Annotated in this window: 23 protein-coding genes; 19 read left to right on the top strand and 4 right to left on the bottom strand. The window is 32.8% G+C overall.

What is annotated here, in order from left to right:
• Positions 1–169 precede the first annotated feature (169 nt).
• Genes ACE3PD_RS03385 through hemL form a run of 4 tightly spaced genes read left to right on the top strand, consistent with a single transcriptional unit; the run spans position 170 to position 5,180 of the window.
• Entirely contained in the window at positions 170–2,056 is a 1,887-nt protein-coding gene (locus ACE3PD_RS03385) for a T9SS sorting signal type C domain-containing protein (protein ID WP_374399538.1), read from the top strand.
• A gap of 49 nt (positions 2,057–2,105) precedes the next feature.
• Complete coding sequence (locus tag ACE3PD_RS03390) at positions 2,106–3,020, top strand: 1-aminocyclopropane-1-carboxylate deaminase/D-cysteine desulfhydrase (RefSeq protein WP_374399540.1); 915 nt, start codon at positions 2,106–2,108, stop codon at positions 3,018–3,020.
• Positions 3,007–3,894: a glucosaminidase domain-containing protein gene (locus ACE3PD_RS03395; RefSeq protein WP_374399542.1), complete on the top strand. Its 888-nt coding sequence runs from the start codon at positions 3,007–3,009 to the stop codon at positions 3,892–3,894. Before ACE3PD_RS03390 ends, ACE3PD_RS03395 begins: the two co-directional genes overlap by 14 nt.
• A complete protein-coding gene (gene hemL, locus ACE3PD_RS03400; protein WP_374399544.1) occupies positions 3,894–5,180 on the top strand; it encodes a glutamate-1-semialdehyde 2,1-aminomutase in 1,287 nt (428 codons plus the stop codon). Before ACE3PD_RS03395 ends, hemL begins: the two co-directional genes overlap by 1 nt.
• A gap of 29 nt (positions 5,181–5,209) precedes the next feature.
• Here hemL and ACE3PD_RS03405 read toward each other — a convergent pair whose 3' ends face one another.
• The 3 genes from ACE3PD_RS03405 to lysS all read right to left on the bottom strand — a co-directional run bounded on the left by ACE3PD_RS03405 (position 5,210) and on the right by lysS (position 7,868).
• A complete protein-coding gene (locus ACE3PD_RS03405; RefSeq protein WP_374399546.1) occupies positions 5,210–5,536 on the bottom strand; it encodes a hypothetical protein in 327 nt (108 codons plus the stop codon).
• A gap of 82 nt (positions 5,537–5,618) precedes the next feature.
• Entirely contained in the window at positions 5,619–6,050 is a 432-nt protein-coding gene (locus tag ACE3PD_RS03410) for a hypothetical protein (RefSeq protein ID WP_374399548.1), read from the bottom strand.
• Positions 6,051–6,170: 120 nt separating this feature from the next.
• Complete coding sequence (gene lysS, locus ACE3PD_RS03415) at positions 6,171–7,868, bottom strand: lysine--tRNA ligase (protein ID WP_374399550.1); 1,698 nt, start codon at positions 7,866–7,868, stop codon at positions 6,171–6,173.
• 232 nt (positions 7,869–8,100) lie between these two features.
• On the opposite strand from lysS, the gene lipB reads away from it, so the two are divergent.
• Positions 8,101–8,796 carry a lipoyl(octanoyl) transferase LipB gene (lipB, locus tag ACE3PD_RS03420; RefSeq protein WP_374399552.1) on the top strand — a complete coding sequence of 232 codons (696 nt, stop codon included), beginning with the start codon at positions 8,101–8,103 and terminating at the stop codon, positions 8,794–8,796.
• Positions 8,797–9,047: 251 nt separating this feature from the next.
• On the opposite strand, the gene ACE3PD_RS03425 is transcribed toward lipB, so the two are convergent.
• Entirely contained in the window at positions 9,048–9,707 is a 660-nt protein-coding gene (locus tag ACE3PD_RS03425; RefSeq protein WP_374399620.1) for a ribonuclease HII, read from the bottom strand.
• Positions 9,708–9,905: 198 nt separating this feature from the next.
• Between ACE3PD_RS03425 and ACE3PD_RS03430 the strand changes: the two genes are divergently transcribed.
• The 14 genes from ACE3PD_RS03430 (at position 9,906) to ACE3PD_RS03495 (ending at position 26,957) form a co-directional block, all read left to right on the top strand.
• Positions 9,906–13,049 (top strand): SusC/RagA family TonB-linked outer membrane protein, encoded by a 3,144-nt coding sequence (locus ACE3PD_RS03430; protein ID WP_374399554.1) that lies wholly within the window; start codon positions 9,906–9,908, stop codon positions 13,047–13,049.
• Positions 13,050–13,060: 11 nt separating this feature from the next.
• On the top strand, positions 13,061–14,479 hold the full coding sequence (locus tag ACE3PD_RS03435) for a SusD/RagB family nutrient-binding outer membrane lipoprotein (protein ID WP_374399556.1): 1,419 nt from the start codon (positions 13,061–13,063) through the stop codon (positions 14,477–14,479).
• A 13-nt stretch (positions 14,480–14,492) separates the two neighbouring features.
• On the top strand, positions 14,493–15,404 hold the full coding sequence (locus ACE3PD_RS03440) for a hypothetical protein (protein WP_374399557.1): 912 nt from the start codon (positions 14,493–14,495) through the stop codon (positions 15,402–15,404).
• A gap of 66 nt (positions 15,405–15,470) precedes the next feature.
• Complete coding sequence (locus ACE3PD_RS03445) at positions 15,471–16,469, top strand: hypothetical protein (protein ID WP_374399559.1); 999 nt, start codon at positions 15,471–15,473, stop codon at positions 16,467–16,469.
• Between the two features lie 84 nt (positions 16,470–16,553).
• Entirely contained in the window at positions 16,554–18,449 is a 1,896-nt protein-coding gene (locus ACE3PD_RS03450) for a putative porin (RefSeq protein ID WP_374399561.1), read from the top strand.
• 86 nt (positions 18,450–18,535) lie between these two features.
• A complete protein-coding gene (locus ACE3PD_RS03455) occupies positions 18,536–19,897 on the top strand; it encodes a pyridoxal-phosphate dependent enzyme (protein WP_374399563.1) in 1,362 nt (453 codons plus the stop codon).
• 96 nt (positions 19,898–19,993) lie between these two features.
• The gene (locus ACE3PD_RS03460) at positions 19,994–21,262 is read left to right on the top strand and encodes a DUF2851 family protein (RefSeq protein WP_374399565.1); all 1,269 of its coding nucleotides are present in this window, start codon (positions 19,994–19,996) and stop codon (positions 21,260–21,262) included.
• A 26-nt stretch (positions 21,263–21,288) separates the two neighbouring features.
• Positions 21,289–21,510, top strand: a complete 222-nt coding sequence (locus tag ACE3PD_RS03465) for a PspC domain-containing protein (protein WP_111567651.1) — start codon at positions 21,289–21,291, stop codon at positions 21,508–21,510.
• A 78-nt stretch (positions 21,511–21,588) separates the two neighbouring features.
• Positions 21,589–23,409 (top strand): sodium-dependent transporter, encoded by a 1,821-nt coding sequence (locus ACE3PD_RS03470; protein WP_374399568.1) that lies wholly within the window; start codon positions 21,589–21,591, stop codon positions 23,407–23,409.
• The gene (locus tag ACE3PD_RS03475; RefSeq protein ID WP_374399570.1) at positions 23,406–23,561 is read left to right on the top strand and encodes a hypothetical protein; all 156 of its coding nucleotides are present in this window, start codon (positions 23,406–23,408) and stop codon (positions 23,559–23,561) included. The genes ACE3PD_RS03470 and ACE3PD_RS03475 overlap by 4 nt, the downstream gene beginning before the upstream one ends.
• Before the next feature lie 10 nt (positions 23,562–23,571).
• Positions 23,572–24,450 (top strand): ComEA family DNA-binding protein, encoded by an 879-nt coding sequence (locus tag ACE3PD_RS03480; RefSeq protein ID WP_374399572.1) that lies wholly within the window; start codon positions 23,572–23,574, stop codon positions 24,448–24,450.
• Positions 24,451–24,488: 38 nt separating this feature from the next.
• Positions 24,489–25,658 (top strand): acyl-CoA dehydrogenase family protein, encoded by a 1,170-nt coding sequence (locus tag ACE3PD_RS03485; protein WP_374399574.1) that lies wholly within the window; start codon positions 24,489–24,491, stop codon positions 25,656–25,658.
• Between the two features lie 148 nt (positions 25,659–25,806).
• Positions 25,807–26,001 carry a 30S ribosomal protein S21 gene (gene rpsU / locus ACE3PD_RS03490; RefSeq protein ID WP_026724878.1) on the top strand — a complete coding sequence of 65 codons (195 nt, stop codon included), beginning with the start codon at positions 25,807–25,809 and terminating at the stop codon, positions 25,999–26,001.
• A gap of 65 nt (positions 26,002–26,066) precedes the next feature.
• Positions 26,067–26,957: a tyrosine-type recombinase/integrase gene (locus ACE3PD_RS03495; protein WP_374399576.1), complete on the top strand. Its 891-nt coding sequence runs from the start codon at positions 26,067–26,069 to the stop codon at positions 26,955–26,957.
• The last annotated feature ends 11 nt before the right edge of the window (positions 26,958–26,968 follow it).

Genomic DNA, 26,968 nt, shown 5'->3' on the forward strand with positions numbered 1-26,968 from the left:
ATTTTTTAAAATTTTCTTAAAAAAGTAAGGTAAAAGGAATGAAATGCAGGTAAAGTGAAAAAAAATGGGACGAAATGAGTCTTTTTATCGTTTAAATGTTGTTTTTTTTTTAAGGATAATAAAAAGGAAATACTTATATTTGTCGGGTAATGTTTTAAATTTCAGGATTATGAAAAGAATTATACTGTCCGCTATAGGCTTTTTGGGGTCGTTAACAGCATTCTCTCAAATGTATGTTAGCCCAAATAGTTACGTATTTGTTAACGATCAGTTCATGTACGTAAAACAAGATGTAAATTTACAAAATAATGGAAATTTCTTTCTTAGAAATAATTCGCAACTATTACAAGGTACCACTGGTGCTGGTGCCAATACGGGTGCTGGTAAGTTATCTGTTTTTCAAGAAGGTACGGTAAATAATTTTCAGTACAATTATTGGTGTTCGCCAGTCGGAAATGCTACGGCGGCAATCGGAAATGAAGCTTTCGGAATTACCATGTTAAACCGTCCAACGGGATTGACAACTAGTGTTCCTGCAACTATTTTGGCAACTAACAATTATAATGGTACTACCAATCCTCTGGCAATAGCGCCTTACTGGATTTGGAAATTCATAACGTCTAATGCTTATGCGCAATGGGCTTATGTGGGAGCTGCTACAGCAATCAACGCAGGTGAAGGGTTTACCATGAAAGGAACTTCAGGTACCGATGCAACTATTGCACAAGCTGCAGAAAATGTGCAAAACAATTCAGGAAGCAGACAACGTTACGATTTTAGAGGAAAACCAAATGACGGTACGATTTCGGTTCCAGTTTCTAATGGTAATTTTACGTTAGTAGGAAATCCTTATCCTAGTGCGGTTGATTTGAATATGTATTTGAGAGCTGATGCTCCAGGTCCTGATTTGTTGTGGGGAACGGCTGACGATGTTGGGTTAAACAATACTTCAATTGATGGTACAGCATATTTTTGGGAACAAGTTGCTGTTAATTCACATTACTTAAATCAATATGAAGGTGGATATGGAACATACACTCCAGGTTCGGGCTATACTCCAGCAGATTTTTGGAATTATAATGGAGATGGTACTTATAATGTTAATTTAGTTCCTGCAGGAACAGCAAATTTACACTTAAGATTTACGCCTATTGGTCAAGGTTTTATGGTTAGAGGTGATGGAGCAGGTACAGCTACAATGCGAAATTCATATCGCGTTTTTAGACGAGAAACAGATGTAGATGCAACTCCTTTAGCAAGAAGCACAACTGAAAGTTCTTCTATTGATAGTGATTTGTTTTATGATGAAATTCCTAATGTTGCGGGTACAGACTACACCACACAACGTGTGAATTATTACGCACCACAAATAGCTTTGGTTGCATTCATAAATGATGGAGGTTATCTTTTTAATAGATTAGGATTTGCAAATGGCTATTCTGATGGTTTTGAAAAAGGAGCTGATACTCCAGGAGTTAATGCTGCTAATCCAATTAGTTTTTATCAAGTTTTAGAGGGAACAACTAATGAATTTAGAACTTCATTAACTTCTTTTGATATTGATAAAGGTTATCCAATCGGGTTTAGATGTGATTCACAAACACGTTTTCAAGTTAGGGTGTCAGAATATTTATATGGGTTTGATTTATCTGACCAAGTGTTTATTCATGATAAATTAACGGATATTTATTATGATATTAAGAATGGAGTTTTTGATATGACTTTACCTGCAGGGGATAATAAAACAAGATTTGAAATTACATTTAAAAATACGGGAGGTACTTTAACAACTCCTGATGAGGCGAATAATATGTTTGCTGTTGTTCAAAATAATGAACAAGGAATGTTAACCATTTTAAATACATATAAAAAAGATATTAAATCAATTACATTATATGATATTACAGGTAAATTAATTTTAAATAAAGAAAATTTAGGTAATAATGATTCTTATCAATTTGCTACAGGAGCTTTAAGTGATGGTGTTTACGTTGTAAAAGCAACTACTGCAGATAATATTATTGTAAGTAAAAAAGTATCTATTTATAAAAAATAAACACATATTGTAGTATATTTGAAAGCAGCTTATTCAAGCTGCTTTTTTTATGGAAAAAAGTCAAAATCAGAAAATCGAAATGGTTTTTCCAAACGGAATTGAACTCTACATTAAAAGAGAAGATTTACTGCATCCCATAATTTCAGGTAATAAATTCCGAAAGTTGAAATACAATATCCAAGAAGCAAAACGATTAGGACATACTACATTGTTAACTTTTGGTGGGGCTTTTTCCAATCATATTTTAGCGGTTGCAGGAGCAGGCGCAGAATTTGGATTTAAAACCATCGGAATTATTCGCGGTGAAGAACTTGAAAGTAAAATAGCAGAAAATCCTACATTAGCCAAAGCACAAGAATTAGGCATGCAATTTTACTTCGTAAGTAGAACAGCTTATCGCGAAAAAGAAGAAAAAGCGTTTGCAAATCATCTTCACGAATTGTTTGGAAACTTTTATATGATACCCGAAGGAGGAACTAATGAATTAGCAATTAAAGGGTGTGAAGAGATTTTAACAGATACGGATAAAGCCTATTTTACTCATGTTGCTTGTGCGGTTGGTACAGGTGGAACAATTTCAGGTTTGATTAATTCTTCAACCGAAAAACAGCAAATAATTGGATTTTCTTCCTTAAAAGGTGCTTTTTTATCTGATGTAATTCGTAATTTTGTAGTGAAAACCAATTGGAATATTAATGACGCCTATCACTTTGGAGGATATGGTAAAGTAAATGACGAATTGATTCAGTTTTTAAATTCGTTTTACAGTCAAACGTTTATCCCATTGGATCCTGTTTACACGGGTAAGATGGTTTTTGGAGTTTTGGATTTGATACAGAAAGAATATTTTCCGCCCAATGCTAAAATTCTAATGATTCACACCGGTGGTTTACAAGGAATTAAAGGCATGAATTTTGCTTTACAAAGTAAGAATAATGAAATAATACGATATGATGAAGACTAAGTTAGCCCTTTTTTTACTAGCACTTTTAGTAGTAAGTTGTACCAGTTCGCGCCCTGTGGTGAGAACAACGTCAAAGCCTAAAGTTACCACTAAAAAACAGCCAGTAGCGCAAACAAAAACAACGACAGCTAAAAAAACTGTTGTAACTACTTCATCAACTAAATCAGCAACATCAGATTCAAAAGCTAAAACCGATTCAGAAGTTAGCTTAGAAGCAACTTCAAATGTAAAAACGTATGCCGAAGAAATTCAGTTTTATGTAGATAATTTTAAAGAAATTGCTCAAAACAATATGAAAGCTCACGGAATTCCTGCAAGTATTACCTTGGCACAAGGTATTCTAGAATCAGGTGCTGGAAAAGGAAAATTAGCTTTAAGCGCCAATAATCACTTCGGAATAAAATGCCATAAAGAGTGGACAGGGGAAAGTGTAAAACACGATGACGATTCCGAACAAGAGTGTTTTAGAAAATACGAACATCCATCAGAATCGTATCGCGATCATTCGTTGTTTTTAACTTCACGACCAAGATATTCTAGTTTATTCAAATTAGATAAAGGCGATTATGAATCTTGGGCAAAAGGATTAAAAGCGGCAGGTTATGCAACCGACGTAAAATACCCAGAGAAATTAATTGGCTTAATAGAGCGTTTCGAATTGTACAAATACGATAACGAAGTCTTGAGTCGCGATTTCAAACCAGTTAAAAAAGAAGTTATTGTAGCGCAAGGCGGAGATTATTATACCATTCAACAAGGTGATACTTTGTATTCTTTGTCAAAAAGATTCAAACTTACAGTAGATGATTTAAAGAAATTAAACAATATGTCTGACAATGCCATTTCAATCGGGCAACAAATCAAAATAAAATAATGTTATATAAAAGAAGTAGCGAACTATTTGTAGAAGCTAACAAAGTAATTCCGGGTGGAGTAAATTCACCTGTGAGAGCATTTAAAGGAGTAGGAGGAACGCCTATTTTTGCAAAAGAAGCAAAAGGAGCCTATTTATATGATGAAGATGGGAACCGATTAATAGATTATATCAATTCATGGGGACCTATGATTTTAGGGCATGCTTACGAACCAGTAGTGAATGCCGTTATCGAAAAAGCAAAAAAAGGTACTTCGTTTGGAATGCCAACAGAGTTGGAAACTCAAATTGCTCAATTAGCAGTTTCTATGGTGCCAAATATCGATAAAATTCGTTTTGTAAATTCAGGTACAGAAGCTTGTATGAGTGCGATTCGTTTGGCAAGAGGCTATACAAAACGTGATAAAATTATCAAATTCTCAGGATGTTACCACGGACATTCCGATTCTTTTTTAATTGCAGCAGGAAGTGGTTTGAGTACGTTTGGTGTGCCAAATTCTCCTGGGGTAACACAGGGTACTGCAAAGGATACTTTATTAGCAGCTTATAACGATATTGAAAATGTAAAAGCCTTGTTTGAAGCAAATAAAAATGAAATTGCAGCCATTATTATAGAACCTGTAGCAGGAAACATGGGATGTATTCCGCCAGCAAAAGGGTTTTTAGAAGCACTAAGAGCTGTTTGTACAGAAAACGGAGCTTTACTTATTTTTGATGAAGTAATGACGGGATTCCGCCTAGCAAAAGGAGGAGCTCAAGAATTATTCGGAATTCAAGCGGATATTGTTTGCTTCGGAAAAGTTATTGGTGGAGGATTACCAGTAGGTGCTTTCGCTGCCAGAGAAGAAATCATGAATTATTTAGCACCACTTGGTCCAGTATATCAAGCTGGAACTTTATCAGGAAATCCATTAGCCATGGCTGCCGGACTTGAAATGCTAAAAGCATTGAATGCTGATGCTGCTATTTTTAAGCGATTAGATGAAAAAACAGCCTACTTAGAAAAGGGAATTCGTCAAGTATTAACAGAAGAAGGCGTTGTTTTTACGATTAATAGAGTGGGTTCGATGATTTCCGTACATTTTGACGACAAACCTGTTTATGATTTTGCAACCGCTAAAAATGGTGATAACGATACATTTAAAAAGTTCTTCCACGGATTATTAAAACGCGGAGTTTATATTGCACCATCGGCTTATGAAACTTGGTTCATAACAGATGCACTAACGTATGAAGATTTAGATTTTACAATTAATGCAATAGCAGAAACAGCAAGAGAGTTATAATAAAAATGTCCCGATAATCGGGACATTTTTTATTTAATTAGATTCTCATAAAGAGCTTTATTGCTTTTAAGTTTTCTTAACTGCTCAGGAGAAAGAGATCCGTCAATTTTACTTTTCATTATTGAATAAACTTCATTTCTTTCCTTATCAGAAGTAGCTTTGGCTAAATTTACGTGTTTGTAAACTAATAAATCATATAAGCCATTTTCTAAATTGCTCTCCAAAGGAATCACTTTTACCAATTCATTTAATTCTAACTTTGCTGCCATTTTAGGATCGTTTGATTTTTGATCTTGAGCAAAAGATAAAGCGCTAAACGCAAAGAATAATACTAGAGAAAAGACTATTTTTTTCATAATTAAATACAGTTGATTTTTTTTTGGTTTGTCAAATCTAAATTAAATTTGAGATTAAAACAAAACATTTTGTCAAAAATAATTAATTACCTCTGCGCTCTTTTACTCTTTTTTGCATTTTTTCTTTTGCTTGTGCTGCTTTTTCATCGTGGTTTTCTTCCCATTTTTTAAATTGCTCTGGCTTTAAGATTTTTTTCATTTTGGCTTTCATTTCAATTTGATTGTCTAACATCTCATTTTTCATTTCAAATCTTTCGTCAGCAGATGGTTTTTCACCTTTTTCTCTTTTAGCTTTCATTTCGGCCATTTTGGCTTCTCTTTTTTTCGCTTGCTCTAAAAAAATGGTTTTTACTTCTTTTTGTTGTTGTGCATCCAAATCTAAATCGAGAGTCATCTTCTTAACATGAAGTTCGCTTTGCTGTTCAGGAGTTAATTTTTCTCTTCCCTGTTTTCTGTCTTGTGCAAAGGTTAATGTTGTCATCACTAAAGCAATTGCTAAAATTAATTTTTTCATCTTTTCGTTTTTTTAATTGTTTTGATGATAAGACATTCAGGAAATAAAAAGGTTTAATTAGAGAATAAAAAAAAGTGAAACTCTATAAAAAGTTTCGCTTTGAAATTTAGTTGTTTGAAGTTATTTTCCTAAGTACTCAGCAATTTTGTTTTCGCCATCTACAATAACACGCATCAAGCCGTGTTTACTTAATCCCTTACTAGCAGCATCCCATTTTTTACCGCTTAATTCTGATTTAGTTTTTAAATCACCAATAGAAATTCCTTCGTTAGCTTTTAAAATTTCGATAATATGTTTTTCGTCTTCTGTTAATTCTGGACCTTTTTTCTCAGGACGCATTTGCGGGAAAAACAACACTTCTTGAATCGATTGATTATTCGTTAAGAACATAATCAAACGATCCATTCCAATTCCTAAACCAGATGTTGGTGGCATTCCATATTCTAAAGCTCTTAAGAAATCTTCGTCAATAATTCCGTTCGCTTCGTCATCACCTTTTGCGGCTAAAGCCATTTGAGCTTCAAAACGCTCTCTTTGGTCAATTGGATCATTTAATTCCGAATACGCATTGGCAATTTCTTTTCCACAAACCATCAACTCAAAACGCTCTGTTAAGTCTGGATTATCGCGGTGCGATTTACATAATGGCGACATTTCTTTTGGATAATCGGTAATAAAAGTTGGTTGAATAAAGTTGCCTTCACATTTCTCACCAAAAATTTCATCAATTAATTTTCCTTTACCCATGGTGTCGTTTACTTCAATTCCCATAGATTTTGCAGCTTCGCGCAATTCATCTTCCGATTTTCCAGTAATGTCAAATCCAGTGAATTGTTTGATGGCATCGGTCATCGTTACTCTTGCATAAGGAGCTTTGAAGTTTACTTTGTGTTCTCCAAAAGTAGCTTCTGTAGTTCCATTTACTTGTAAAGCACAATATTCTAATAAATTTTCAGTCATTTCCATCATCCAGTTGTAGTCTTTGTAGGCTACATAAATTTCCATTGCAGTAAATTCTGGATTGTGCGTTCTGTCCATTCCTTCGTTACGGAAGTTTTTCGAAAATTCGTAAACACCATCAAATCCACCAACGATCAATCTTTTCAAATATAATTCGTTAGCAATTCGCATGTACAATGGAATATCTAAACTATTATGATGCGTAATAAACGGACGTGCTGCCGCTCCACCAGGAATCGATTGTAAAACCGGAGTTTCTACTTCCATGTAACCCGCTTCATTGAAAAACGTTCTCATAGCAGTGAACAATTTGGTTCTCTTCATAAAAACTTCTTTCACATGAGGATTAACCACTAAATCCACGTAACGCATACGGTAACGCAATTCTGGATCAGTAAAGGCATCAAACACATGACCTTCTTCGTCTGTTTTTGGTAACGGAAGCGGTTTTAATGTTTTGCTCAACATTTTAAAATCATCCACACGAACACACATGGCGCCCACTTTCGTCATGAATAATTCTCCTTCAATTCCAATAAAGTCACCTAAATCGGTTAATTTTTTGAAAACTTGGTTGTAAAGTGTTTTGTCTTCACCTTCGCAAAGCACATCACGATTAAAATACAACTGAATTCTTCCTTCGCTGTCTTGTAATTCAGCAAACGAAGCTTTTCCTTGATCACGAACACTCATCAAACGTCCAGCCAAAATTACCTTCTTGCCTTCTTCAAAATTTTCCTTCACTTGCTTTGAAGTGTGATTCACCGGAAATAAATCCGCTGGATAAGGGTTAATTCCAAGTTCGCGTAAAGCGTTTAATTTGTCTCTTCTAATGATTTCTTGTTCCGAAAGTTGCATAGTATTGTATTTAAGCGTGCAAAGATAATTTATTTTGTTTCAAGTTCAAAAGTTTCAGGTTTCAAGTTTCACTACCAACTTCCATCATCCAACTTCCATCTCCCAACTTCCATCTCCCAACTTCCATCTCCCAACTTCCATCTCCCAACTTCCATCTTCCAACTTCCATCACCCATCATCAAAAAACAATTCGTATCTTTGCTTCACTTTTCAAAACACAATTTCGTTTACTATGAACAATAAAGTCCAACTTCAAGATTTAGGAAATAAAGATTATAAAGACACTTGGGATTATCAAGAAGAATTATTCAAAGAAATTGTGGACATCAAAGTTCAAAATAGACAATTCAACTCCCAACTTCCCACTCCCAACTTCCTACTCTATGTAGAACATCCACATGTTTATACCTTAGGAAAAAGTGGTGACATCTCAAATTTATTACTTTCCGAAAAACAACTAGAAGCAAAAGGAGCTACTTTTTACAAAATTAATAGAGGAGGCGACATCACCTACCACGGGCCTGGACAAATCGTAGGTTATCCCATCTTAGATTTAGAAAACTTTTTCACAGATATTCACAAATACTTGCGATTCTTAGAGGAGGCCATTATTCTAACACTAGCTGAATATGGTTTACACGCAACTCGTAGCGAAGGCGAAACCGGAGTTTGGTTTGATGTAGGAACGCCATTTGCAAGAAAAATTTGCGCTATGGGAGTGCGAGCATCACGTTGGGTAACCATGCACGGCTTCGCTCTAAACGTAAATGCCGATTTAGGCTACTTTGACAACATCATTCCATGTGGCATCAAAGGAAAAGCCGTTACCTCCATGCACGTAGAATTAAGAAGAGAAGTAGATGAGCAAGAAGTAAAAGAAAAAATCCTAAAACATTTTCAAAATTTGTTTGAAGCAGAAATAGTTTAAGTAAGTTTTATCCCGTACATATCCCATACATATCCCGTATATGTCTAATATATATATCATACTTATCTTATATATGCAAGTATGTTTAAATTAATTGAGTATTCTATAAGATAGAATGTTTTCTCTGTATTTATTGTAAATCAAGTTAAAAGTATTTTAGTTTGGTGGAAATTTAAAAAAGTAAAACGCTCTGTGTAGCTCTATTCAAAACAAACAGAGTAAAAAAATCTCCGTGTACCTCTGTGTAAATTCTAAAACTCCAAACTCAGCTGTTCTGGTAATAGTCTAAAACTCATGCGATGGTATTTACAGGGACCGTATTTTTTTATAGCTTCTCTATGGTCTTTGGTTGGATAGCCTTTGTTTTTCTTCCAATTATACATTGGAAATTCTTCGTGAATCTTATTCATGTATTCATCCCGATAAGTTTTTGCTAAAACAGATGCAGTGGCAATACTTAAATATTTACTATCACCTTTAATAATACTTGTGTTTGGTATTGATTTTAAAAGTTCAATTTCTTCATTATTAAAAATCCTTCCTGTTTTTTGTTTCATGCCTAATTTTCCATTCAGAGGACGATTTCCATCTACTATTATGTGCTCTGGTCTTTGATTTAATTTTAAAACAGATTCTTGCATTGCTTTCATTGAAGCATTTAATATGTTTATTTCATCAATTTCATTTGGAAAAATATGAGTAACGGCAAAGGAAGTTGCTTTCTCTTCAATTATAGGTTTTAGTTTTTCTCTGATTTTCTCTGAGAGTTGTTTGGAGTCGTTAAGGAGATTAAGTTCAAAGTTGTTAGGGAGTAAAATGGCAGCTGCTGTTACGGGGCCAGCTAAACAACCTCTTCCTGCTTCATCTGTTCCGCATTCTAATATTAAATTACTGTAACTTTTACTTAACATTCTTTTTTTTGACAAAAATATAATTTTCTACGCAACCTTTTTACGAAATTTTCATCTTTGATAAGAGAATCTTCCGTAAAATGTTTTTTTAAAACTAAAACTTTAACAAAAATAAATTAGTAATATTCCGAAGTATTATTTGTTTATTTAAGAAATAATTAAGAAGTTTGCGGAATAACTAACTCAAATAAATTTAATATGAGATCGAAGTTCAAATGGATTTTTACGCTTTTAGTAGCGTTTACAATGCAGTTTTCGTTCGCGCAAGAGAAAACTGTTACGGGTGTGGTTTCTGACGAACTAGGCCCTATCGCTGGTGCTAACGTAGTTGTTGAAGGAACAACTCGTGGTACAACTACAGATTTTGATGGTAATTATACTATCAAAGCAAAACAAGGAGAAGTTTTGGTAATTTCTTACACAGGAAAAAAAGCTGTTAGAATTACTATTGCTGCTGCAAGTTCTTACAATGTGTCTTTAAAAGACGATGTTGTTGAAGGTAAAGAAGTAATTGTTACGTCTTTTGGTATTAAAAAAGAAGAAAAAGCGGTAACGTATGCAGTTCAGTCTGTAAAAGGATCTTCTATTACAGAAGCTAGAGAGTCTAACATCGTTAATGCTCTTTCTGGTAAAATCGCAGGGGTTCAAGTTACTAACTCTTCTGGAGCTGTAGGTTCTTCTTCAAGAATTGTATTAAGAGGGGCTTCTTCTATTACGGGTAACAACCAAGCTTTGTTTGTTATTGATGGTGTTCCATTTGATAACACAAACTATGGTAATGCTGGTTCAGGTGGAGGTAGAGATTTACCTAATGGTGCAGCGAGTATTAATCCTGATGATATTGAGTCAATTACTGTGTTAAAAGGGCCTACTGCTGCTGCTTTATACGGTATCCGTGCTAGTAAAGGGGTTATCTTAATTACTACTAAATCAGGTAAAAAGAAAGACAAATTTGAAGTTTCTTTCAACTCAAACATTACTTTCTCTAATCCATTATTATTACCAAATTATCAAAACTCTTATGGTCAAGGGGCTACTTCTGATTTCTTTCAATTCGTTGATGGTGCTGGAGGAGGGTATAATGACGGAGTTGATGAAAGTTGGGGTCCTGCTTTAGACAGAGGTTTATCTTTTGTACAATGGGATTCTTATAAATATGGAGGTATGCCAACTCCATGGATTTCTCATCCTAATAACGTGAAAAATTTCTATGATACAGGTGTAGCTCAGTCTAACAGTATTACATTAATTAGCGGTGGAGAAAATAACAACTTCAGATTATCTATTGGTAATTCTGATGAAAAAGGTATGATTCCTTTTACTGATTTCAAAAAATTCAACGTTGGTTTCAACGGAAACATGAAATTAGGTGAAAAATTAACTGCAGGTGCAAATGTAACTTTCTTTAACAACAAAAGTAATAACTTGCCTCCTGTAGGTTATAGCTCATCTAACGTTGTTCAACAGTTCATTTGGTCTGCTAGAAACGTTAACTTTACGGATTTAAAAAATTGGAGAAACTTGCCATTAGCTCCTGTAGGAACAGCAGCAGAAGGAACTCCATTAAACTGGAATAACGTTTTCCAAAATAACCCTTACTGGGTATTGGAAACTAATAGAAATACTTTTGATCAAGACAGAGTAACTGGGTCTACTTATTTAAATTACAAATTCAATGATAAATTATCTATCAATGGTAAATTAAGTTTAGATCACTACTCTCAAAGAGAAACACTTAGAGCGGATGTAGGTTCTAATGAATACAAAGATGGATACTATGCTGAAATAGCTAGAAGATATTCAGAAATCAATGCGGAAGCAATTTTAACGTATCAAACTGATTTAACTTCTGATTTAAAATTATCTTTAAACGGAGGTATGAATACTTTAAAAAGAGTTAGAAATACAGTTGTTGGAGAATTAACAGGAGGTTTAGAGTTACCTGGATTGTTTACTTTATCAAATGTTAAATCTGGAACTACTCCATCTATTGATAGTGATTCTTTTGATCAAAGAATTAATAGTGTACTTGGTTTTGGTCAATTATCATATAAAAATTATGCTTTCTTAGATTTCTCAGGAAGAAATGATTGGTCAAGTGTTTTACCAGTAAAAAATAATTCATTCTTCTATCCAGCGGTATCAGGATCTTTTATTTTATCTGAAGTTTTAGGTCTTCAAAATGCTAAAGTTAACTATGTTAAATTAAGAGCAGGTTGGTCTAAAGTTGGAGGTACTGGTCCATTAGGTGAGTATTCTACAAACAGAACATTTACATTAGCAAATAATAACTTTGGAACTCAATCTTCTGTGCCTAATACACAATGGAATCCAAATATCAAGCCTGAGTCAACTATAGGTACTGAGTTTGGAGTAGATGTTAATGCTTATGGAAATAGAGTTCGTTTAGCAGCAACTTATTATTCTCAAACATCTACTGATTTGATTTTACCACTACAGGTTGAAGCAGCTTCAGGATTTACATCTTCTTGGGAAAATGCTGGTGAAATGACTAACAAAGGAATTGAGTTACAGTTAGGTTTAACTCCTATTAAAACAGATAATTTCTCTTTTGATATTGATTTAAACTTTGCAAAAAATAGAAACGAAGTTACTAGTTTAGGTGGTGCTGATTCTTATACTCTTGGTGGTCAATGGGGTATGGAGTTACAGGCAATTCCTGGTCAAGCATATGGAGCAATTGTAGGTTTCCCTTATGCAAGAACTGAATCTGGTGATATTATTTATGAAAACGGATTACCAAAAGTTAATAATTCTGAATTAGCTGTATTAGGAAATATTACACCAGATTGGACTGGAGGTGCTAATTTTACATTCAAATACAAAAACTTTGATTTAAGCACTTTAGTTGATGCTAAAATTGGTGGAGATATCTTCTCAATGACATATATGTGGGGTAGATATGCGGGTACTTTAGAGGAAACTTTAATTGGTCGTGAGACAGGTGTTGTAGGTAATGGTGTTGTTTCTGACGGAGCTGGAGGATATGTTCCAAATAATGTTGTCGTTGATGCCAAAACATTCAACCAATACGCTTATAACTATTCTAACTTTACTGAAAGTGGTGTTTTTGATGCTAGTTACGTAAAATTACGTCAAATTGTTTTTGGATATTCTTTACCTAAAAATTGGTTAAAAGGAACTTTTATTCAAGATTTCAAAGTATCAGTAGTAGGTAGAAACTTAGCTTTATTATACAAAAAAGCACCTCATATCGATCCAGAATCTGCATTCAGTAATGCTAATGGTGAGCAAGGTCAAGAATTTGGTCAATTACCATCAGCAAGAACTTACGGATTTAATATTAATGTTAAATTTTAATAAAATTAAATATGAAAAGAATAATTTATTTATTTATTGCATCAATGGCATTTGTTGCTGTTAGTTGTGATAAGGATTTTGAAGAGATTAATACCTCTCCAAACAGTCCTTCTTCAACTGATCCAAACTTGCTATTGTCAACTGCTATTACTGCTACGCAAAATACTATGTATAATGCGCAGGTTGGTGGTGATATGGGATTATGTTGGGCTCAACATTGGTCAAAAGTTCAGTACAATGATGAGGAAAAATACATTCCTAGAAGAGCTCTTATGAATGCTGTTTGGACTAACTTATATGCAGGTGTAATTGCGGAGTCTAAATCAGCTTATGATTTAGCTGGTGAGGCTGGAAATACTAATTTACAAGGTGTTTCTTTAGTTTTACAAGCTAATGCATTTCAAATATTAACTGATGTTTATGGGCCAGTTCCTTTTTCTGAAGCTGTTGTTCCTGGAAATGTTAAACCAAAACATGATTCTCAAGAAGAGGTTTATGATGGTATTTTAGATTTATTAGATAGAGCTGAAGTATTATTTGCTTCTGGTACTGGTGACTTTACTTCTTCTGCAGATTTAGTTTATGGTGGTGATGTTACTAAATGGAGAAAGTTTGCTGCTTCATTGAAACTTAAAGCTTTAATGAGAATTTCTAAAAAGAGAAATGTTTCTGCTGACGTTCAAAGTTTAGTAGCTTCTGGTTTATTGATGTCTTCAAATAGTGATTCTGCTGAGTTAGCTTATACAGCTTCACAACCTGATGCAAACCCAATTTACGAAACAATCGTTTATGGAAACAGAAATGAGTACAAAGTAAGTTCTGTTTTAGTGTCTACTATGAATGCATTAAGTGATCCTAGATTACCTATTTACGCTCAAACAAATAATGCTGGTCAATATGTTGGTAATACCCCTGGTATTGAAAATCCTGGAAATTATAATGGATTCTCATCTCCTGGAAATAAGTATTTAGACCCAACTTTACCTGGAGTTTTCTTATCTTATGCTCAAGTTCAATTATATTTGGCTGAAGCTGCTAATGAAGGTATTATACCAGGTGGTGTTACTCAAGCTAAAGTACATTATGTAAACGCTATTGAGGCTAACTTCCAGTTCAATGGTTTAGGTTCAGCTTCAGTTTATACTTCTAATGCTAGTGTTGATTTTTCAACTCAATCTGAGGCTAGAGAAAAAATTGGTACTCAAATGTGGATAGCATTATATGGTCAAGGTATTGAAGCTTGGACAGAATGGAGACGTACTGGATATCCAGCTTTATCTCCAGTTGCTAATGCTGCAATTGCTCAAATTCCTAGTAGATTCTATTTTTCAACAGACTCTCAAAATTACAATCAAGTAAACTATGCAGCTGCTAGTGCTACATTAAGTAATGGAGATACTATGTTGTCAGATGTTTGGTGGATGAACTAAAAAAAAAATGATTATGAAAAAAATATTAAAATTATCTTTATTTTCATTTTTAGCACTTGGAATGTTTTCATGTGTTGATGATGACAATGATACTCTTACAGGAGATAAAAATGTAGGAGGTTTGTTAAGTGTTGAGACACTTGCAATTACTTATGCTCAGGGTAGTGCTCCTACTGATGCTTTATCAGCAAGTTTGTCTGTGTTTCAAGGTAGAGAAAAAGTCGAAACTGTTGATGTTTATAAACAATATTTTCGTTTAGATGGTAGTACTTTATTAAAGTCAAACAATGTATTGCTTAAATCTGTTAATTTTCCTGTTGAAAATCAACATGAATCTTTAACTTTCAGTTTTAACTATAATGAATTAATATCAGGAGTTGTTTTTGAAGGACAGCCATTACCTGCTGATGATGCTACATTAGAAATTGGTGATTACTGGTTATTAACGTACGTTGCAAAATTAACTGACGGTAGAACTGAGCATTTAAATGTTAAGTCTACAAAAGTAAATGTTTCATGTGGTTCTTTCTTAGCGGGTAATTACTCTAACAGAACTGTTAGAACTGAAACAGGAGCTGTTTATACTTTTGCTAATGATTTAGTAACTCAAATTGCTGATGGTTTATATGTTTCTTCATATGTAGGACCTTACTATTGTGCTGGTCAAGCACCTGGATCTGCAAATACTATTCAATTACCTGCAGGTACTAGAGCTGGTTATACTTTTAGTGATGTTTGTAACGTTATTGGTTTAGATACTCAAAATTTAGCTAGCGCTTTTACTAATGAAGTAAGACAAAGTGCAGCTCAAAAAGCATTGAGTAATGTAAACCCTGTTACTGGTGTTATTACTGTTCATTATTCAATTTTCTTTTCGGGTAATACAGTTGAAAGACCTTTTGTAACAACTTTAACGCCACTATAATCTAATTATTTAACTACTCAATTAAACAAATTAAAATTTGTTTAATTGAGTTAATACAGATTTTTTATGAAAAAAAATAAATTAAATATTTTTGCTTTAATCGCATTATTTGCTGGAAGTACTTTTTTTACTTCATGTAGTAATGATGATGCAACAGATGATTCTGTTATTGAAGTAAATGATGGAAGTGCATCTGTATCAGCAGTATCTCCATATTTGAATGTTAACTCTGTGAGTACTTTCAACGAGGGAGGATATGATAAAACCATTGAATTTGCTGTTAATTTAGTTACTCCGCAACCAGTTGATACTTATGTAACAGTTTCTTTAGTTTCTGGTACTGCTACAGAAGATGTAGATTTTGAATATGACCACCAAGTTTATATTCCAGCTTGGAGTTCTTCTGGAATTGGTACTGTTAAAATCATTGGAGATAGCGAAGATGAAGCTACTGAAACTTTTGTATTAAAAGTTGGTAGTGAATTTGATGCTAACATCAAAGTTGCTAATACTAACTTGTCTTTCAATATCACTGACTATGGTGATTTAACTTTAGAGTTTGCTTGGGACAGAAATATTCCGGGTTATCCTTTTGGATTATGTGATATAGGTTACGATGTTGACGTTTATGTATTAGACGAAAACGGTGATGATATTACAGGATATGCTGCTGCAACAAGTGCTTGCCCAGAAGAGTTTACTGTAAGTTTAGGAGATGTTGAAGATGGTGTTTATACTATATATATGAATGTATATGACGACGCAACACTAGCTTCAGTTGGTATCCCAACTTTTAATATTCCAATGACTATTAATTACTCTAGATACAACTCACCTTTTGCTGGAACTTTTGTTCAAGATGCTGCTGATGCTGTAGATTCTGATTTTGGAAATACTCCAAACTATGATCAAGAGTTTATTTATGTTGCTACATTAACTGTAGAAAATGGAATTTTTACTTTCTCTAAAAACGGTCAGTTTGTTGCTTCTGGTAGAGCAGCTGCTCCAAGAGTAAATATTACTAAGCCAGTTAAAAATATTCAAACACGTAATTTTTTTAACTAATAAATAATATTTGTTTTAAAAGCCCCTTTATGGGGCTTTTTTTATTCCCCTTTTTCTCATTACATTTGCTAATATTTTATTGTAATGAAAATTTATTTATCCATTTTATTTTTGTTTCTTTCTTCTTTTGTTTTTTCACAAGTTGTTGATGAGGGTGATTTAGAAAAGGGACTACAACAAGGCAAAGAAATAAAGCCTTCTATTAAACTCTATAAAATTTATACCTTAGAGAAAGATACTACTTTTGCTGACACTTCAATGTCTTTAAAGAATGAGTATAAATACAATTACTTAAGAAAAGATATTTTTGGGTTGTTGCCTTTTGCCAATGAAGGACATACTTATAATACTCTTAATTTCGGTTTAGTGCATAAAAGTATTTTACCATCTTTTGGTTTTACGGCTAAACATTTTAATTTTTTAGAAGCACGTGATATTAAATATTATTCTGTTCCAACGCCTTTTACAGAATTATACTATAAAACTGTTATGGAGCAGGGACAGTCTTTAGATGCTTTTTTAACTATTAATACTAAACCTAATCTCAATTTTTCAATTGCTTACAAAGGATTGCGTTCTAATGGTAAATACATAAACAATATCTCGAGTACTGGAAATTTTAGATTTACGACTAGTTATTTTACAAAAGATAAGCGGTATTTTTTAAATGCTCATTTCACCGCTCAAGATATTTCGAATCAAGAAAATGGTGGTATTATTAATACTGATTTGTTTGAATCAAGTGAAGATCCTTATAATGAGCGTGATCGTTTAGATGTTTATTTTAAAGATGCAACTTCTCTATTAAAGGGGAATCGTATCTTTCTTGACCATTCTTTTAAATTGAATAAAAACAATCCCAATAGTTTAATTTTCACCCATCAATTTAATTATCAATACAAGTTTTTCGAGTTTACTCAGCCCACAATTAGCAATCGTTTTGGAGCGTCTTTTTCAAATAATATAAATAATAAGACGCGTTATAACAATATGTATAATAAAGTAGGTGTTGGTTATAAAACAAAAAAATTTGGTGATTTAGAATTTTTTATTGATGACACTAATTATAACTATTATTACAATAGTGTTGTGTATGATAATTCGGGAAATATTCTTGTGCCAAATTCCATTTCGGACCGAATTAATATGGTTGGAGGAAATTACACGTATTTTGCAAAGAAATTGATTGCCAAATTAGAAATATCCCAAGCAATTACAAATCAATCCATTTCAAATATTGAAGCTACAGCAAAATACACTATTAACTCCGATTATAAATTTGAATTTCAGTATCAAAAACTGAACAGTTTACCAAATTTGAATTTCTATTTGTATCAAAGTGGTTATGTAGATTACAATTGGGCTAACAATTTCAAGAATGAAAAACTTAATCAGTTTTCTTTTTCTGCTTTGACAAAATGGTTAAATGCATCAGTTCAATACAAAGTGTTGAACGATCATTTATATTTTGATAATACTACAAATGATATAACAAAACTTACTGTTAAACCTGTTCAATACGATAAAACAATTAATTATTTGTCTATAAACGCTAATAAAGAGGTTAAGTTTTGGAAGTTTGGTTTAGATGTTACTCTTTTATATCAGAAAGTTGATCAATCTTCAGAAATTGTAAATGTACCTGAATTGACTACTAGAAGTACATTATATTTCTCTGATCATGTTTTCAAAAAGGCGATGCTTTTACAAACTGGAGTTACTTTTCAATATTTTACTGAATATTTTGCAAACGATTATAATCCTCTAATTGGTGAGTTTTATGTGCAAAACGAGAAGAAAATAGGAAATTTTCCAATGTTTGATTTCTTTGTAAATGCAAGAATTAAACAAGCCCGTATTTACTTAAAAGCGGAACATTTTAATTCGGCAATGACAGGATATAATTTCTATTCGGCGCCAAATTATCCGTATCGTGATTTTATGGTTCGATTTGGTTTAGAATGGAATTTCTTTAAATAGAATTTTATTTAAATTTCCCATTTTTAGTGTGTTTGCTTTATTTGTAAAATTCACACTATCTTTGCAAAATATTACAAATATCACAAATGAAGTACGCAAAAAATATATTAGAAACTATTGGTAACACACCATTAGTGAAATTAAATAAAGTAACTGCTGAAGTGGATGCATTAGTATTGGCTAAAGTAGAAACTTTCAATCCAGGAAATTCTGTGAAGGATAGAATGGCAGTAAAGATGATTGAAGATGCAGAAGCAGATGGAAGATTAAAACCAGGAGGAACTATCATCGAAGGAACTTCAGGTAATACGGGAATGGGTTTAGCTCTAGCTGCAATCGTGAAAGGTTACAAATGTATTTTTGTGATTTCTGACAAACAGTCAAAAGAAAAATCTGACATTCTTCGTGCTGTTGGTGCAAAAGTAATCGTTTGTCCAACGGATGTAGAACCAACAGATCCTCGTTCATATTATTCAGTTTCCAAAAGATTGGGTGAAGAAATTCCTAATTCTTGGTACGTAAATCAATACGATAATCCAAGCAACGCTATCGCACATTACGAACAAACGGGTCCAGAAATTTGGGAACAAACTGAAGGGAAAATTACTCATTTCGTAGTAGGTGTTGGAACAGGTGGAACGATTTCTGGAACTGCAAAATATTTAAAAGAAAAAAATCCAAACATCAAAATTTGGGGAATTGATACCTATGGTTCGGTTTTCAAAAAATACCATGAAACAGGAATTTTTGACGAAAACGAAATCTACTCTTACATTACTGAAGGAATTGGAGAAGATATTTTACCAAAGAATGTTGACTTTTCATTAATCGACGGATTTACGAAAGTTACTGATAAAGATGCAGCTGTTTATACAAGAAAAATAGCTTTAGAAGAAGGAATTTTTGTTGGAAACTCTGCTGGAGCCGCTGTAAAGGGTTTATTGCAGTTAAAAGAGCACTTTGGTCCAGAAGATGTAGTTGTGGTCTTATTTCACGATTCTGGAAGCCGTTATGTTGGAAAGATGTTTAACGATGATTGGATGCGCGAAAGAGGTTTCTTAGAAGAAGAAATTACAAAAGCAGAAGATTTAATCAAAGAACATATCGATAAACCATTAGTAATTGTTCGTACTGAAGAATTAGTTTCACACGCAATCGAAAGAATGAGAAAATACAAAATCTCTCAAATTCCAGTAGTTGATGTTAATGGATTTGTAGGTTCAGTTGATGAATCGGATTTATTCCAAAGTTATATCACCGATAAAAACACTGCGGAACGACCAATCCGAGAAGTGATGGGGAAACCATTTCCAATTGTAAAAATTGGAACGCCAGTTGAAGAAGTTTCTAAATTAATCAATAAAGAAAACCAAGCGGTTTTAATTGATTTAGGAAATGGAAAACATCACATTATTACGAAATATGATATTATTGGTTCAATAAAATAATAGTTTTCATTTTGAAGAATTTAAACCTGTAAAAATAATTTTGCAGGTTTTTTGTTTTTTTATACTTTTGTTTTTCAATTATATATGCCATTCAGAATGAAAGAAGATTTTTTGCACCATGTGTGGCAATTCAAGAAATTTGATATTGCCAATTTAAAAACTACAAAAGGAGAGTCGATTCAGATTCTCAATTCAGGTCAATATTTGCAACTTGCCGGACCTGATTTTTTCAATGCACAACTAATTATCGGAAATCAAAAATGGGCTGGAAATGTTGAAATTCATCTCAAGTCATCAGATTGGTATGTACACAATCATGAGAAAGATTCGAATTATGATTCGGTGATTTTACATGTCGTTTGGGAATACGATATGCCTATTTTTAGAAAAGACAATTCTGAAATACCAACGTTAGAACTTAAGGAATATGTTGCCCTTTCGGATTTGCATAAATATCAATCTTTAATCAGTCAAAAGTCTTGGATTTATTGTGAAAATGAAATTCAAAATGTAGATGAATTTATCTTTAAAAATTGGCAAGAGCGTTTATTTTTTGAGCGTTTAGAAAGAAAATCTCAATTGGTTTTTGAATTAGCGGAAACTTCTAATCAAGATTGGGAAGCGGTTTTGTTTTGTCTTTTAGCTAAAAATTTTGGTTTAAATTCGAATGGGGAATTGTTTTATAAAATTGCTAAATCGATTCTGTTTTCTATTGTTCGAAAAGAATCTTATTCTTTGGAATCATTAGAATCTTTGTTGTTAGGTCAAGCGAATTTGCTTTCACGAGATTTTCAAGATAATTATGCCAAAGAGTTGCAAAAATCCTATAATTACTTAGTTCAAAAATATCAATTACATGAAAAAGTAACTGGCTCGGTTGAGTTTTTCAAGCATCGTCCTGATAATTTTCCTACGATTCGATTGGCGCAATTTGCTAGTTTGTATTTTTATCGAAAGAATCTTTTTTCTTTGGTTACTAATGGTACTTCTATAAACGAGTTGTATCAGGTTTTTAATGTGGGTGTCAGTGAATATTGGGAAACACATTATAATTTCGATAAAGAAAGTTCGAAAAAGATGAAAAAACTTTCTAAATCATTTATCGATTTATTGGTAATAAATACAATTATTCCGCTTCGATTTGCTTATGCCAGAAGCCAGCAAAAAGAAATTACACAGGAATTAATTGATTTAGCAATTTCCATTCCTTCAGAACAAAATGTGATTATTGAAAAGTTTGAAGCTTTTGGAATACGTTCTAAAAATGTCTATGAATCTCAAGCTTTATTGCAGTTAAAAAAGAATTATTGCGATTATAAAAAGTGCTTAGATTGTGCCCTCGGACATTTCATTCTAAAAAATTAATCGTATTTTTGAAAAAAATATTAGAAATGGTTCAAAACCTATTACATTTTTTTGAAAAACATGGTTTTTTTGTTGCTACACGTCTCGCTGATAGATTAGGTATGAGGGCAACAAATGTGCGTTTGTTTTTTATCTACATTTCTTTTATAACGGTAGGTTTAGGTTTTGGATTGTATCTTACTTTAGCTTTTCTTTTAAAGTTAAAAGACATGATAAAAACTAAAAGAAGTTCAGTTTTTGACTTGTAAAATTTCATTAAGTGTAAGTTTTATTTGAATTTTAGATACTTTTCTTATCTTTGAGGCTTTAACAACCAATAAAATTATATGACAGCAAAAGTAGAATCGTGGGGTTCACGCGTAGGGCTTATCTTGGCTATGGCTGGAAACGCTGTTGGACTTGGAAACTTTTTAAGATTTCCAGTACAGGCAGTTCAAAATGGCGGGGGAGCTTTTATTATTCCTTATTTAGTTTGTTTTTTATTAATGGGTATTCCATTATTATTGATTGAATGGTCAACAGGTCGTTTTGGTGGAAAATTTGGTAATCACAGTACACCTTATATTTTAGATACAATGGCTAAAGGCCGTATTTGGAAATATATTGGAGTATTTGGAATTTTTACCAATATCGCTGTTGCGGCTTATTATTGTTACATTGAATCTTGGACAATGTCTTATGTGTATCATTCGATTGTTGGTACATTTGATGGAATGAGTCAGGCTGATGTTGCTGGGTTTTTTAATTCATATGTAGACATTGCTCATTCAACTACTGGAATCCCTTATGAAGCAGTTATTTTTTACATTATTTGTTTGCTATTAAATACTTGGATATTATCAAAAGGATTAGGCGGAATTGAAAAAGTAGCTAAAATTGGAATGCCATTATTAATTTTATTTGGTGTTATTTTAGCTGTTAGAGGTGTTACTTTAGGAACAAGTGGAGCATCGGATATTTTTCCAAATGCAAATGCTTGGGATGGATTAAATTTCTTGTGGACACCACAATTTGACTCTTTAGCTAATCCTAAAGTTTGGTTAGCTGCGGCAGGTCAAATTTTCTTCACGCTTTCTGTTGGTATGGGAACTATTCACTGTTATGCAGCTTACCTAAAAGAAAGAGATGATGTAGCTTTAAATGCTGTTTCTGCAGGATTTATGAATGAATTCGTTGAAGTAGTCTTAGGTTCTTTAATTGTTATTCCGATTGCTGCTGGATACTTAGGATTAGATTGGGTTATTCAAAATGCTGGTTTTGGTATGGCTTTCCAAACAATGCCTTATTTATTCCAACAATGGGGTGGTGTGATAGCTATTTTGGCAGGAGTATTTTGGTTTGGACTTTTATTCTTTGCAGGAATCACATCTTCATTAGCTATGGGAACTCCATGGATGGGCTTTATGTCAGATGAATTTGGTTGGTCTAAAAATAAAGGAGCTTGGTCGTTTGGAGCATTAGCTTTGATTATGGGATTACCTACGGTTATTTTCTACAATCAAGGAGTTTTTGATCAATATGATTATTGGGCTGGAACCGTCAGTTTAGTTGTATTTGCTTTCTTAGAAACTGTGTTGTTTTCATATGTTTTTGGAATCAATAGAGGTTGGGAAGAAATCAATAAAGGAGCTGACATTAAGTTGCCTCAATTTTATAAATATGTAATTTTAATTATTACGCCTTTATTATTAGGTGCAGTTTTGGTCTCAAGTATTCCTGATTGGGTTAATCAAGTTCAAAATAATGATACACATAATAAAGAGTGGTTTGCAGAGAATTATTTTGCAGAGAATTTTGAAGGGTCGGGGACTGTCTCTGGAAAAGTTGTTGATGTGAAATCTGATTATGTAAAATTTGAATTTGAAAACGAAAGAAAAAAATTCGATAAAGTGTCAAATCAAGTTCTTGTTGAAAAATTCAACGATACAAAAGAATATAAATTTGATGCAAGTCTAAATCAAGAAGCTATTGTAAAAGTAGGAGATGTTATTAAGCCTGGCGATGCAATTGCTAAAGGTGATTTCACAAACAATACTTTGTATAAGTTTATAGGAAGAATGTTATTGTTAACGCTTTTTGTGTTTATTTCAGTAATTGTTTACGTTGCTTATAAGAAACGTGTTAAAGAAGGGAGGGCTACATTATGAATTCAGCAGCATTAATAACTATGGTTTTGGCACAAGGAATTGTGATTTGTTTAACAGGTTTCTTTTTTTATAAGGTCTTAACAACTCCGCCTGCTAATGAGCCAGATTCTTTTACAGAAAATGACGAAGAGTCAGTAAGAAAAAACGATTAATTTTTTCAAAATGAATAAACTAAAATCCTACTTCCTGTTTTCAAGAGAACACAGAAGTGGGATTTTTTTGTTATTTGCTATCATTATTGTAGTTCAATTAGGTTATTTTTTTCTAAAAGATAGTTTTATTTCAAAAACTACTACTGCAGAAGATAAAGCTTGGTTGTTAGTGCAAAATGAAATTGATAGTTTAAAAAATATTCAGGCTACAAAAAAAGACACCATTTATCCCTTCAATCCAAATTATATCACCGATTATATAGGGTATAAGTTAGGGATGTCGATTCAGGAAATAGATCGTCTACATGCTTATCGGAAAAAAGGAAAGTTTGTGAATTCTCCTGAAGAGTTTCAACAGGTTACTCAAGTTTCAAATGCATTTCTTTCTAAGATTAGACCTTACTTCAAATTTCCAGATTGGGTTAAAAATAAAACGAATGTTACTTCGGAGAAGTTTCATAAGTTTTTACCAAAGGAAAAAGAAAAGATTGTTCAAAAAGACATTAATACGGCATCGCGAGAAGATTTAATTGCGGTATATGGTATTGGTGAAAAATTAGCGGACAAAATCTTGCAAGAAAAAGAGAAATTTGGATGCTTTGTTAGTATGGAACAATTTCAATTTATGTGGGGAATTAGCCCAGAAGCTTTAGAGGATTTAGAGAAACGATTCTCTATTAAGACTCAAAACGGAATTAAGAAAATCGCCATAAATGAATTGTCTCAAAAAGAATTGGCAAAATTTCCGTATTTCAATTATGCTCTGGCAAAAGAAATTGTTATTTATAGAACGATGAATAATGGAATCAAAAATATTGATGATTTAACAAAAATTAAGGGAATGCCTAACGAAAAAATAAATATAATCGCCTTATATTTGGATTTTTAAAAATATTATCAAAAAACAACCTACACAATTATAGATTTATGAATTCAATGTATTTTACAGAAGAGCACGAATTATTCAGACAGAGTTTTAGAGATTTTTTACATAAAGAAGTAGTACCTCACATTGAAAAATGGGAAAAAACAGGAACTATCGAGCGTTTTATTTGGGAAAAATTTGGAGAAATGGGCTTTTTTGGATTGAATTATCCTGAAGCTTATGGTGGAATGAATTTAGATTTGTTTTACACTGTTATTTTTTTAGAAGAGCTTCAAAAAATTAAATCTTCTGGTTTTGCCGCTGCCATGTGGGCGCATGCTTATTTAGCAATGACACATTTAAATGCAGAAGGTGATGAAAGAATTAAACAAGAGTATTTAGCGCCAAGTATTGCTGGTAAAAAAATCGGTGCTTTGTGTATTACGGAGCCTTTCGGAGGAAGTGATGTTGCGGGAATGCGAACTAATGCAGTAAGAAATGGAGATAAATTTGTAATTAATGGTTCTAAAACCTTCATTACAAATGGAGTTTATGCAGACTATTATGTGGTAGCTGCTAAAACTAGTCCAGAATTAGGTAATAAAGGAATTAGTATATTTTTAGTTGATGCAAAAACAGCAGGTATTTCAGCAACTAAATTAGATAAATTGGGTTGGAGGGCATCAGATACGGCAGAGCTTGCATTTGATAACGTGGAGATTCCATTAGAAAACTTAATGGGTGAAGAAGGGAAAGGTTTTCCGTATATCATGCAACATTTTGCTTTAGAACGTTTAATTATGGCAATCAATGCTCACGCAAGAGCTGAGTATGCAATTGATTACACTTTGGAATATATGTCGCAACGTGAGGCTTTTGGAAGTCAAATTAATAAATTCCAAGCACTAAGACATACAATGGTAGAACATGCTACAGAAGTTGAGCATTGTAAAATCTTCAATTATGCAGCGGTAGCAAGATTAAATAAAGGGGAATATGTAGTTAAGGAAGCTACAATGGCCAAATTAAAATCAACAAAAGTGGCAGATCAAGCAATTTATGATTGCTTACAAATGTTAGGAGGTTATGGCTATATGGAAGAGTATCCGTTAGCGCGTTTGTTGAGAGATAGTCGTTTAGGTCCAATTGGTGGAGGAACTTCTGAAATTTTAAAAGAAATTTTATCAAAAATGATAATTGATAATCAGAATTACAAACCTGCGGTTAAATAAATTAAGCAAATAACGTTGAACTCCTGTCTAAATAGATAGGAGTTCTTGTTTTATAAAGTTTTTTCTTTAAAAGATTGACAAATAGTTGTTTTGTAATTGAAAAATAATTTCTACATTTGCACCCTTAACGAGAGGAGGTGTCTAAATTATGTTAATTATACCAATTAAAGACGGAGAAAATATCGATAGAGCATTAAAGCGCTATAAAAGAAAATTTGATAAAACAGGAACTGTTCGTCAGTTACGTGCACGTCAAGCTTTCATTAAACCTTCTGTTGTAAACAGAGCTAAGATCCAAAAAGCATCTTACATTCAAGGATTAAGAGACGCATTAGAGAGTTAATTTTTTGAATAAACTATATCAACCGCTAATAAATAAAGTGTAACTTTGTTGTTAGCGGTTTTTTTATGGCTACAAATCTACAAGCATATGAGGATTATTTGGTTAAAGAGAAAAACTATTCTCCTTTAACTGTTCGTGCTTATCTAGATGATATTAATTCTTTTCAAGATTATTTAAATCAACAATCAATTTCTTTAGAAGAAGTTGTTTATTCTAATATCAGAAGTTGGATAGTAGTTTTGATAGAACAAAATATATCAACAACTTCAGTAAACAGAAAAATTTCTGCATTAAAATCCTTTTATAAATTTTTATTAAAAGTTAAGCAGATTTCGGTCAATCCGCTTCTAAAACATAAATCATTGAAAACTGCTAAAAAAGTTCAAATTCCGTTTTCTGAGAAAGAATTGCAAGATGTTTTTTCAGATAATGATTATTCGAATGATTTTGAGGGAATTCGAAATCGATTGGTGATTGAGCTTTTTTATACAACGGGAATTCGTAGGGCTGAGTTGATAAATTTAAAGTTGAATAGCGTAAACGAAATTCAAAAAACAATTCGTGTTGTTGGGAAAAGAAACAAAGAGCGGATTATTCCAATGTTGGATTGCACTTTAAATTTGCTTAAACACTACAAAGAACAACGAAATCATTTAGAGGTAATTAAGGATAAAGAGATGTTAATTTTATCTAAAACCGGAAATAAAGTGAGTGAATCGTTTGTGTATCGATTAATAAATGATTACTTTAGTACTGTCTCAAAAAAAGAAAAAAAGAGTCCACACGTTCTTAGGCATTCATTTGCAACGCATTTGTTGAATAATGGAGCCGATTTAAATTCCGTAAAAGAGTTATTAGGTCACGCTAGTTTGTCGTCCACTCAGATATACACACACAGTAGTTTGGCTGAATTAAAAAAAGTATATCAACAGGCGCATCCAAGAAGTAAAAAATAATTCGATTGTAT

This window comes from Flavobacterium sp. (assembly GCF_041911335.1).
GTDB lineage: Bacteria > Bacteroidota > Bacteroidia > Flavobacteriales > Flavobacteriaceae > Flavobacterium.

Bases quoted from the DNA above. Each gene is read 5' to 3' on its own strand.
- ACE3PD_RS03390 (WP_374399540.1), top strand. From the start codon at position 2,106: ATGGAAAAAAGTCAAAATCAGAAAATCGAAATGGTTTTTCCAAACGGA.
- rpsU (WP_026724878.1), top strand. From the start codon at position 25,807: ATGTTAATTATACCAATTAAAGACGGAGAAAATATCGATAGAGCATTA.
- ACE3PD_RS03410 (WP_374399548.1), bottom strand. From the start codon at position 6,050: ATGAAAAAATTAATTTTAGCAATTGCTTTAGTGATGACAACATTAACC.
- ACE3PD_RS03395 (WP_374399542.1), top strand. From the start codon at position 3,007: ATGATGAAGACTAAGTTAGCCCTTTTTTTACTAGCACTTTTAGTAGTA.
- ACE3PD_RS03470 (WP_374399568.1), top strand. From the start codon at position 21,589: ATGACAGCAAAAGTAGAATCGTGGGGTTCACGCGTAGGGCTTATCTTG.
- ACE3PD_RS03445 (WP_374399559.1), top strand. From the start codon at position 15,471: ATGAAAAAAAATAAATTAAATATTTTTGCTTTAATCGCATTATTTGCT.
- ACE3PD_RS03480 (WP_374399572.1), top strand. From the start codon at position 23,572: ATGAATAAACTAAAATCCTACTTCCTGTTTTCAAGAGAACACAGAAGT.
- ACE3PD_RS03430 (WP_374399554.1), top strand. From the start codon at position 9,906: ATGAGATCGAAGTTCAAATGGATTTTTACGCTTTTAGTAGCGTTTACA.
- ACE3PD_RS03460 (WP_374399565.1), top strand. From the start codon at position 19,994: ATGAAAGAAGATTTTTTGCACCATGTGTGGCAATTCAAGAAATTTGAT.
- ACE3PD_RS03455 (WP_374399563.1), top strand. From the start codon at position 18,536: ATGAAGTACGCAAAAAATATATTAGAAACTATTGGTAACACACCATTA.
- lipB (WP_374399552.1), top strand. From the start codon at position 8,101: ATGAACAATAAAGTCCAACTTCAAGATTTAGGAAATAAAGATTATAAA.
- ACE3PD_RS03405 (WP_374399546.1), bottom strand. From the start codon at position 5,536: ATGAAAAAAATAGTCTTTTCTCTAGTATTATTCTTTGCGTTTAGCGCT.
- ACE3PD_RS03435 (WP_374399556.1), top strand. From the start codon at position 13,061: ATGAAAAGAATAATTTATTTATTTATTGCATCAATGGCATTTGTTGCT.
- ACE3PD_RS03425 (WP_374399620.1), bottom strand. From the start codon at position 9,707: ATGTTAAGTAAAAGTTACAGTAATTTAATATTAGAATGCGGAACAGAT.
- ACE3PD_RS03440 (WP_374399557.1), top strand. From the start codon at position 14,493: ATGAAAAAAATATTAAAATTATCTTTATTTTCATTTTTAGCACTTGGA.
- hemL (WP_374399544.1), top strand. From the start codon at position 3,894: ATGTTATATAAAAGAAGTAGCGAACTATTTGTAGAAGCTAACAAAGTA.
- ACE3PD_RS03475 (WP_374399570.1), top strand. From the start codon at position 23,406: ATGAATTCAGCAGCATTAATAACTATGGTTTTGGCACAAGGAATTGTG.
- lysS (WP_374399550.1), bottom strand. From the start codon at position 7,868: ATGCAACTTTCGGAACAAGAAATCATTAGAAGAGACAAATTAAACGCT.
- ACE3PD_RS03465 (WP_111567651.1), top strand. From the start codon at position 21,289: ATGGTTCAAAACCTATTACATTTTTTTGAAAAACATGGTTTTTTTGTT.
- ACE3PD_RS03450 (WP_374399561.1), top strand. From the start codon at position 16,554: ATGAAAATTTATTTATCCATTTTATTTTTGTTTCTTTCTTCTTTTGTT.
- ACE3PD_RS03495 (WP_374399576.1), top strand. From the start codon at position 26,067: ATGGCTACAAATCTACAAGCATATGAGGATTATTTGGTTAAAGAGAAA.
- ACE3PD_RS03385 (WP_374399538.1), top strand. From the start codon at position 170: ATGAAAAGAATTATACTGTCCGCTATAGGCTTTTTGGGGTCGTTAACA.
- ACE3PD_RS03485 (WP_374399574.1), top strand. From the start codon at position 24,489: ATGAATTCAATGTATTTTACAGAAGAGCACGAATTATTCAGACAGAGT.